General features: G+C 67.1%; 10 protein-coding genes and 1 pseudogene. 3 read left to right on the top strand and 8 right to left on the bottom strand.

From position 1 onward, the window contains the following. Window positions 1-394, top strand: a 394-nt coding sequence (locus A5659_RS04190; protein WP_197497911.1) for a sulfotransferase, incomplete at its 5' end; no start/stop codon positions are given. 52 nt (window positions 395-446) lie between these two features. Here the strand turns inward: A5659_RS04190 and A5659_RS04185 are convergent. Beyond that, window positions 447-896, bottom strand: coding sequence for a hypothetical protein (locus A5659_RS04185; RefSeq protein ID WP_067179438.1), 450 nt, complete (start codon window positions 894-896; stop codon window positions 447-449). A gap of 5 nt (window positions 897-901) precedes the next feature. Further along, the gene (locus A5659_RS04180; RefSeq protein ID WP_066870618.1) at window positions 902-2,080 is read right to left on the bottom strand and encodes a Rieske 2Fe-2S domain-containing protein; all 1,179 of its coding nucleotides are present in this window, start codon (window positions 2,078-2,080) and stop codon (window positions 902-904) included. Window positions 2,081-2,195: 115 nt separating this feature from the next. Here A5659_RS04180 and A5659_RS04175 point away from each other — a divergent pair. After that, window positions 2,196-2,719 (top strand): annotated as a pseudogene (locus tag A5659_RS04175) (gamma carbonic anhydrase family protein). On the opposite strand, the gene A5659_RS04170 reads toward A5659_RS04175, so the two are convergent. From A5659_RS04170 to A5659_RS04150, 5 genes are all read right to left on the bottom strand, one after another. Further along, window positions 2,716-3,504: an alpha/beta hydrolase gene (locus A5659_RS04170; protein WP_066877063.1), complete on the bottom strand. Its 789-nt coding sequence runs from the start codon at window positions 3,502-3,504 to the stop codon at window positions 2,716-2,718. The pseudogene A5659_RS04175 and the gene A5659_RS04170 overlap by 4 nt on opposite strands. Before the next feature lie 94 nt (window positions 3,505-3,598). Further along, window positions 3,599-4,006: a nuclear transport factor 2 family protein gene (locus A5659_RS04165; RefSeq protein WP_067019950.1), complete on the bottom strand. Its 408-nt coding sequence runs from the start codon at window positions 4,004-4,006 to the stop codon at window positions 3,599-3,601. A 57-nt stretch (window positions 4,007-4,063) separates the two neighbouring features. Beyond that, entirely contained in the window at window positions 4,064-5,260 is a 1,197-nt protein-coding gene (locus A5659_RS04160; protein WP_067179436.1) for a thiolase domain-containing protein, read from the bottom strand. Beyond that, a complete protein-coding gene (locus A5659_RS04155; protein WP_066870603.1) occupies window positions 5,260-6,324 on the bottom strand; it encodes a thiolase domain-containing protein in 1,065 nt (354 codons plus the stop codon). The genes A5659_RS04160 and A5659_RS04155 overlap by 1 nt, the downstream gene beginning before the upstream one ends. Before the next feature lie 15 nt (window positions 6,325-6,339). Next, on the bottom strand, window positions 6,340-7,335 hold the full coding sequence (locus A5659_RS04150; protein WP_197497910.1) for a Zn-ribbon domain-containing OB-fold protein: 996 nt from the start codon (window positions 7,333-7,335) through the stop codon (window positions 6,340-6,342). A 77-nt stretch (window positions 7,336-7,412) separates the two neighbouring features. Here A5659_RS04150 and A5659_RS04145 point away from each other — a divergent pair, with 77 nt between their 5' ends. Next, window positions 7,413-8,444: an LLM class F420-dependent oxidoreductase gene (locus A5659_RS04145; RefSeq protein ID WP_066877066.1), complete on the top strand. Its 1,032-nt coding sequence runs from the start codon at window positions 7,413-7,415 to the stop codon at window positions 8,442-8,444. A gap of 113 nt (window positions 8,445-8,557) precedes the next feature. Here A5659_RS04145 and A5659_RS04140 read toward each other — a convergent pair. Beyond that, a partial coding sequence (locus tag A5659_RS04140) for an acetoacetate decarboxylase family protein (protein WP_369829355.1) occupies window positions 8,558-9,102 on the bottom strand: 545 nt, incomplete at its 5' end.

Here is a 9,102-nt window from a genome sequence, read left to right as displayed (position 1 = left end):
CCATCGTCCGGTCGAAACGATCATGGCCTCGATGTGCTCGCTGGCGCAGCACACCGCCGAGGGATGGTCGACGTCGTTCACCGGCGCCCAAATCGGTGCCGACGCAATGGAAACCTGGTCGCGGGGGCTGGAGCGGTTCAACACCGCGCGGGCCAAATACAGCCCGTCGCAGTTCTACGACGTCGACTACAAGGAATTGATCGCCGACCCGCTGGGCACCGTGGCCGACATCTATCGCCACTTCGGCCTGACGCTGACCGACGAGGCCAGGGCCGCCATGGAAAAGACCCACGCCGACAGCCAGTCCGGCCCGCGGGCGCCCAAGCACACCTACTCGCTGGCCGACTACGGCCTCACCACCGAGACCGTCAAGGAGCGCTTCGCGGGTCTGTAAAACCTAGGCCGCACAACGGCTTCCGCGCCCGGCTGGCACGCCTTGTGCCCGCCTAGTCTTGGTCCGGGTCGTCGTCGAGGTAGCCCTCGGCGACCGCATGCTCGATGCTGTCGGCGAGTTTGGGGCACGACCGGGTGCGCGCGGTGTCGCCCCCCGACTCGCGCACCTCGGTGAAGTGCGCGCAGCGTTGCCACGCTTCGGTGTTCCACTGCACGGCGGTGTGTCCCGGCCCGAGCCGGCGGACGGTGACCCGCACGTGGCAGAACCGGCAGTCGACCGGCAGCAACCCGGAGTTGAGGTAGCGCTCGCGGTCGGCGCGACTGGCTTCGGCGACGGCCGCGGCGCGCTGCGGGTCGTTGGTGAAATCCCTTGACTTCGACCAGGATCGGGAGCCGCCGTTGCCCGCGGGCTTCTCGTCGTGGTCGTGCGGATCGCCGTGCAGCAACAACATCGATCGCGCGAGCTGATCGACGTCAGGTACCGCCGGCTGATCGTCGCCCATGATTCCTAGCGTTGCTGGGCCGGGACGTCGTCGGTGACCGACTCGTCCGCCTCGGAGTCCTTGGCCTTGAGGTTCTGCTCGACCTCGGCGTTCCAGTACTCGTTGGCGCGGGTGGTGTCCACCTCGATCTCGAAGCGCTCCACCATCTCCGGCTCGATGTCGGCGACGTCGACGTAGAACTGCTGATACCAACGGCGCAACTGATAAACGGCGCCGTCCTCCTCGACCAGCAGCGGATTGTCGATGCGGGTCTTGTGCTTCCAGATCTCGACGTCCTGCAGGAAGCCCTTGCTGACGCCCTCGGTGAACACCTTCGACAACTTGTCGGTCATCTTTTCGTCCATGCCCTTGGGCTTTTCGACGATGACGCCCCACTGCAGCACGAACGAGTTCTGAGTCACCGGGTAGTGGCAGTTGATCAGGATCGACTCGGCCTTGTAACCGCCGTAGCTGTTGTGCAGCCAGTTGATCATGAACGACGGCCCGAAGTAGGAGGCCTCCGAATCAAGATGCGCCTCCCCGTAAGTGGTGCCGAGGTCGTTGACGTCGGGCCGGCCCACGTTGTGCAGGTACTGCGAGGCGATGTGGCCCTCGAAGACGTTTTTGAAGTAGGTCGGCAACCCGAAATGGATATAGAAGAAGTGCGCCATGTCGGTGACGTTGTCGATGATGTCGCGGCAGTTGGACCCCTCGATGAGGATGCTGTTCCACCGCCAGTCGGTCCATTCATCGCTGGCCGCTTCGGGGATGTCGGGAATGCGCACCGCGGGGTCCGGCGGATTCTGCTCGTGGTCGTGCCAGACGAACAGCAGGCCGCCGCGCACGTCGGTGGTCCACGAGCGGGTGCGCGCCGTCTTGGGCGTGCGCTTGGCGTAGGGCACCAGCTTGCAGCGGCCGTCGCCGCCCCAGCGCCAGTCGTGGAACGGGCAGGCGACCTCGTCGCCCTTGATGGTGCCCTCAGACAGGTCCCCGCCCATGTGGCGGCAGTAGCCGTCCAGAACCTTGATGTCGCCCTGCGAGTCGGCGAAAACGACCAGCTTGGTGCCGAACGCCTCGATCGAGTGCGGCTTGCCGTCCTGGAAGTCCTTTGCAACGCCCAGGCAGTGCCAGCCGCGGGCGTATCTCGTCGGCAAGGCGCCGGGATCGATCTCCCGGATGCCGACCGCCTTGGTGTCGGTACTCACCTGTCACCTCCAACTCGCTGGGCCTCTAACTAGAACACGTTACAGTTTTTCAGCGGGGGCGCGCAACGACGGCGAGCCTGGCCACGGCATATGCGCACTGCGGTATATCTAAACGATGCCGCTGTTTGCGTTCGAGGGCCGCGCGCCACGGGTCGATCCCACAGCTTTCGTGGCCCCGACGGCCACCCTGATCGGCGACGTCGTGGTGGAGGCGGGCGCCTCGGTCTGGTTCAACGCCGTGCTGCGCGGCGACTACGGGCCCATCGTGGTGCGCGAGGGCGCCAACGTCCAGGACGGCTCGGTGCTGCACGCGCCGCCCGGAATACCGGTCGACATCGGTCCGGGCGCGACGGTCGCGCATCTGTGTGTCATTCATGGCGTGCACGTGGGGCAGGAGGCGCTGATCGCGAACCACGCCACCGTGCTGGACGGCGCGGTGTCGGCGCACGCAGCCTGGTCGCCGCGCATTCGCTAGTGACGGCCGGCAGCCAGATCCCGGCCGGGATGCTGGCGGTCGGGGCGCCGGCGCAGATCAAGGGCCCGGTCGCCGGGACCGGCGCTGAGATGTGGGTCAAGGTGAACCCGCAGGCCTACCGCGACCTGGCCCAGCGGCATCTGGCCGGGCTGGAACCGCTCTAGGCCGAATCGCCGGTTATGCCGCTATTTCGGGTGAGCCAGTCATCGATGTAGCTCATCGTGACCGGTAACGCGGCTCCATAGAACACCATGTGATCGGAATCGGGAATTTCGGCGTAGCTCGCGCGTGCAAATCGGGCGGCGGTCCGGCGTGCCAACCCCGGCGGCACGATACGGTCTCGGCCGCCCCCGATCACGAGCACAGGTCCCGCGATGGCGCTGCGGTCCACTTTCGCGGCCTTGGCTCGGTCCAGCCACGGCATAGCCAGCTCGAAGAACAGCACCCGTCCGGATTCGCAGACCAGGTCGTTGAACGCCGCGCGCGCAGCCTCCTGGGTTTGTGTGGCCGCGACGCCCCGCCAAAACTGTTGCCACGTCGGGGGATAGACCGGTTTGGTCCACGGCCGCGTCTTCAACGCGTGCGGTAGGGCGATACCCAGAGTCGTGCGGTTAAGGCCGGATGGACCCACCGACGACGGACAGGCGGCGATCAGGCCAGCGTGTGGCGTGCGGGCAGCGACCAGTTGGACTAGCAGACCGCCCAGCGAATGTCCGACCAACAGCGGCGGGGAGTCCAGCGATGCGACCAGGGCGACGAGATCATCTAAGTAGTCACGGATACTCAACGACGCAATCTTGGCCGCACCTTCGTGCAGCGGCAGTTCGTGGTGCCGCAAGGTCGGGGTATGCACCGTGAAGCCGCGTTCCGCAAAGGCGGCCTGGGCGGGGGCCCACTGCTGCCCGCGGCTCCATGAGCCGTGGACGAGTACGACGTGCTTGTCGGACATGGGCATAAGCCTGACATCGACATGCCGCCGAATGTGAAATCAGCGATCCTCAACCGGCGTGTCGCGCCCTAGGTTTCACCGCCGGCGAACCGCTCTAGATTTTGCGGGTGTTGGCCGCCGCCCGATCCATCTCCCAGTAGGCGCGCAGGGCCACCATCTGGCCCTCGGTGTTGACCCGGTAGGTGAAGACGCCCTCGGCGGTCGTCTGATATTCGCCGGTCGTGATGAGGATGTGCCCGACGTTGGCTTCCTCGTTGCCGCACTGGTAGGTGTCGCGGAAGAAGAACTCGATCTTCGTGGTGGGGGCGATCGCCTTGTCCCAGAAGGCCGAGATCGCGTCCCGGCCACGGTGGCCGAGGCCCTCGGGGTCGAACACCGACGGCCCGATCGGGTCCTCGACGATGGCGTCGTCGGCGAACACCGCCAGCCAGGCATCCTTGTCCCGGGCCGCCACCGCCTCGCGGGAGCGGCGGCCGGCCTCGTGCGCGGGATGCTCAGTCAACGGCGCCGCTCTCCCCCGCAAGCGGGAGGTGCCCCCGCTGCATCGTCGTCGGCGCGCTCACGAGACCTTCTGGGCCGCGGGCTTGTCGGCGCCCACCACCCACATCGAGTAGTACTGCGAGCCGCCACCGTAGGCGTGCCCCAAGGCCTTTCGCGCGTTGGGCACCTGGTGGTCGCCACCCTTGCCCATCACCTGGATCGCCGCTTCGGCGAAGCGAATCAGGCCCGAGGCACCGATCGGGTTCGACGACAGCACGCCGCCCGACGGGTTGACCGGCAACCGGCCGCCGATCTTCGTCTCGCCGGCTTCGGTGAGCTTCCAGCCTTCACCCTCGGCGGCAAAACCGAGGTTTTCCAACCACATCGGTTCGAACCAGGAGAACGGCACGTAGATTTCCGCGGCGTCGATCTCGTCGATGGGGCTCTCGATGCCGGCGGCCCTCCACAGCGCCGCGGCGGCGTCACGCCCGGCCTGCGGGCTCACCTGGTCGCGCCCGGAGAACTGCAGCGGCTCGGTGCGCAACGCGGTGGCGTGGATCCACGCCACCGGATGTCCTTGCGCCAGCCGGGCTTCGGCGGCCTCCTCGTTGCCGATCACCACGGCGGCCGCGCCGTCGGAAGACGGGCAGGTCTCGTCGTAACGGATCGGGTCCCACAGCATGGGCGAGGACATCACCTTCTCCAGCGTGATGTCGGGCTGGTGCAGGTGTGCCAGCGGATTCTTGGCGCCGTTGAGCCGGTCCTTTACCGCGACCATGGCTCCGATGTTCGTCGGCGCGCCGGATCGACGAATGTAGGAGCGCACGTGCGGGGCGAAGTACCCACCCGCGCCGGCACCGACCGGCTTGATGAACGGAATGGGAATCGACAACGCCCACATGGCGTTTGACTCCGACTGCTTCTCCCACGCCATCGCCAGGACGCGCCGGTACTTGCCGGACTGCACCAGGCTGGCGGCCACCACACCGGTGGACCCACCGACCGAACCCGCGGTGTGCACCCGGATCAGCGGCTTGCCCGTGGCGCCCATGGCGTCGGCCATGAACAGCTCGGGCATCATCACGCCCTCGAAGAAGTCCGGCGCCTTGCCGACCACGACGGCGTCGATGTCGTCGAAGGTGCTGCCGGAGTCGGCCAGCGCCCGGTCGATCGCCTCGCGCACCAGACCGTTCATCGAAACGTCTTGGCGTTTGGCGACGTACTTCGTCTGTCCGGTACCTAGTACCGCAGCGACGTTTGGCCCTGCACCGGCCATCAGTTCTTTCCTTCCATGACCGCGACCAGGTTTTGTTGAAGCGCAGGGCCGCTGGTGGCGTGCGCCAGCACCCGCTCGGCCGAACCGTTCCAGATGTGTTGTGCTGCAAAGCCGATGCGTTCGAGGCCGGCGACGAACATGGGGTTGGCCGCCAACGCGCCACCGGACGGGTTCACCTTGGTGGGACCCGGGATCCGGATGGCTTCCGCGATGATCAGGTGCTGGTGGGTGAACGGCGCACAGATCTCGGCCACGTCGAGGTTGTCGGTCCGGCCGCCGGTGGCCACGTGGGCCGCGGCCTTTGTCGACGGCGACTCGGTGAGATCGCGCGCGCCCAGCACCGGCGTTTCGATGCGGTGCTCGATTCCCGTTATCCAGGCCGGGTTTTCGCGCAGCTCACGCGCCCGGTCACCGGCCGCGAGCACGATCGCCGCGGCGCCGTCGGTGATCGGCGCGATGTCGTGGCGACGCAGCGGGTCGGCGAAGAACGGCCGTTCGAGCAGTTCCGCCACGCTGATCGACCCCTCGACGTTGTCCACGCGGCGCGCATTGGCAAAGGAGTCGAAGGCCACCCGCGCCATCTGCTCCTGGGTCCACTTACCGGTGTCGAGCCCGATGCGTGCCTGCAGCCCGGCCAGCGAGATCGAATCGGGCCACAACGGCGCGACGGTGTAGGGGTCGGTCTGCCGCGTCAGGATTTGGCGCAGGATGCCGGCCGAGGACTTGCCGAAGCCGTACACCAGCGCGGTGTCGACCTCGCCGGTGAGGATTTTGATGTAGGCCTCGTAAAGCGCCCAGGCGGCGTCCATTTCGACGTGCGACTCGTTGATCGGCGGAACGGCACCGATCGAGTCGATCGCCGAGATGAACGAAAATGCCCGTCCGGCAAGGTAATCAGATGATCCGGAACACCAGAAGCCGATGTCGGTCCGTTCGATGCCCAGCTCCTCGTACAGCTGCGCGAAGCACGGGATCAACATCTCGACACCGTTGGTGGTGCCGTCGGTGCGGCGGACGTGTGGGGCGTGGGCAAAGCCGACGACCGCAACGTTGCGAGCGCTCATGTGCAGGTAAGCCCTTTACAGGTGGTGCTTGTAGGTGTCGTAGTCGGCGTCGGGTTCCCCGGTCGGCCGGAAGTACTCGATGTTGTCGATGCCAAATCCCCACTCCTCGCGGGGTTTCCACACCGCCTCGACGCGCATGCCCATCCGTACCTCGTGGGCGTCGATGTCGGCGACCAGATGCAAGAACGGGATGTCGGCTCCGTCGAGCAGCACGTAGGCCGCCACATACGGCGGCTTGATGCGCTGACCCTGGAACGGGATGTTGATGATCGCGAACGTCGTGACGGTGCCCTTGTCGGGCAGCTCGACGAACTCGGTCGTCGGCTGGCCGGTGGCCGGGTCGGCGCCGTGCGGCGGGAAGTAGACCTTGCCGTTCTCGCCCGTCTTCGCGCCCAGCAGCTTGCCCTGCGCGATGGCCCGCAGATAGGCGCTCTCTTCGTGCGAGGCGCTGTGCTGGATGGTCAGCGACACCGGCGTGACGATCATGGTCACCGGATCCTTGTCGCCGTCGGACTGCTCGGCCACGGCCTCGGGTTCCTCCCCGAGCGCGAAATACGCGATGTCGGTGATGGCGCCCACCGGCTCGTCGACCCAGTGCGCGTGCACCCGGGAGCCGGTCTTGATGGCCTTGGGCTCACCCGCATCAACGGCGTGGATCAACGGCGTGTCTGCCCCGTCGAGCTTGATCAGCGCCCAGGCGAACGGCCGGTCCAGCGGCTGTCCCTCGATGGGGTCGGGCTGCCAGGTCCAGGAGACCACGGTGCCGACGCTAGACACCGGTACCATCTCGCCCAGCGGCTCATAGGTGACCGGGTCATATTCGGCCGGCGGCACGTGCACCCGGCCATCCGATCCGCGCACGCCCAGGATGTGGCGGTCGCGCAGGGCGGTGAAGAACTTGCTCAGCGTGGGGCCGACTGAACGGGTGTAGTCGAAGGACAACGTCAGTGGCGCGGCGAGCGGTGGCTCAGGGTGATCCATCAGGGGCGGGCTACTCGAGCTGGCTGTCACGCCATCGAGTAGAACAGGTTCTAAGAACGGATTCAAATCTTTCTTGGATCGGGACGACCACCGGAAGGGTGACGACGATGAAGCTGGGATTGCAGCTGGGATATTGGGGCGCTCAGCCGCCGCACAACCACGGTGAGCTCGTCGCCGCGGCCGAGGAGGCCGGCTACGACGCCGTCTTCACCGCCGAGGCTTGGGGGTCCGACGCCTACACCCCGCTGGCCTGGTTGGGTTCGTCGACGTCGCGGGTGCGGCTGGGCACGTCGGTGGTTCAGCTGTCCGCACGCACCCCGACGGCCTGCGCGATGGCGGCGTTGACGCTCGACCACCTGTCCGGGGGCCGGCACGTCCTCGGCCTGGGTGTCTCCGGCCCGCAGGTGGTCGAGGGCTGGTACGGCCAGTCCTTCCCCAAGCCGCTGGCCCGCACCCGCGAGTACATCGACATCATCCGGCAGGTGTGGGCGCGCGAGGCGCCGGTGACCAGCGCCGGGCCGCATTACCCGCTGCCGCTGACCGGTGAGCGCGCAACGGGTTTGGGCAAACCGCTCAAGCCCATCACCCATCCGCTGCGGGCCGACATCCCGATCATGTTGGGCGCCGAGGGGCCGAAGAACGTCGCGCTGGCCGCCGAGATCTGCGACGGCTGGCTGCCGATCTTCTACACGCCGCGCATGGCTGACACCTACAACGAGTGGCTGGACGAGGGGTTCGCCCGGCCGGGCGCCCGCCGCAGCCGCGAGGACTTCGAGATCTGCGCGACGGCCAACATCGTGATCACCGAGGACCGCAGCGCGGCGTTCGCGGCGATGAAGCCCTACATCGCGCTCTACATGGGCGGCATGGGCGCCGAGGACACCAACTTCCACGCCGACGTCTACCGGCGGATGGGCTACGCGCAAGTGGTCGACGACGTGACGAAGCTGTTCCGCAGCAACCAGAAGGACAAGGCCGCCGAGATCATCCCCGACGAGGTGATCGACGACGCCGCGATCGTCGGCGACATCGACTACGTGCGTAAGCAGATCAAGGCCTGGGAGGCCGCCGGCGTCACCATGATGGTGGTGTCCGGACGCAGTACGGAGCAGGTCCGCGAGCTGGCGACGCTGATCTGACGGCCGTGCGCGCCAAACTAGAACACGTTCTAATTTTCTTGCCAGGGGCTTAGAACGCGTTCTAGATTGTCCGGATGGCACGCCCGACGACGAAGCAGCGCGCGCCCGGCCGGTCAGCCGAGCGGGTGGGCGTCGCCGAACGTCATCTCGACGTGGCCGACGGATCCAGAGATCATCGCCCGCTTCGGCAGTCCCAGCGACGCCAGCTCCTTGGCGTAGGCGTGATCGCCCAGACGCAGCGTCGCCCCGCCGGGCTGGCCGCGCAGCCCGCGCACCCGCATCTCCCAGGGCACCTCCCGGGTGGTGCCCTCGGCGAAGGTGTAGGTCTTGAGCACCTGCGGGCGCGAGGTGAACAGCGAGGGCACCGGCACTCCCCGGGCGAAGTCGATGCCCGCGATGTGCGCGCCATCGGCGCTGACGTCGAATCCGAACCGGCCCTGCTCGCGAACGGTGAACTCCGCCATGATCTTTGGGAATCCCCAGATCGAGCGGCCCGCTTCCAGGGTGAAGCTCTGGTCGACGGGCAGGTGGTGGATGAACGCGGCCGCATCGCCCAGTGCTCGCCAGCCGCGCGCCGTCGAGCCGGGCGGTGGTGAACCTGATGCTGGCCCGCTATATCGACGGCGATCTGGGGCAGTACCACGAATTCGGCACCGCG

Source organism: Mycobacterium sp. 1165196.3 (assembly GCF_001673415.1).
Lineage (GTDB): Bacteria > Actinomycetota > Actinomycetes > Mycobacteriales > Mycobacteriaceae > Mycobacterium > Mycobacterium europaeum_A.
The sequence above is the reverse complement of the archived record's forward strand: the minus strand, read 5'-3'. Positions and strand labels throughout refer to the sequence as shown.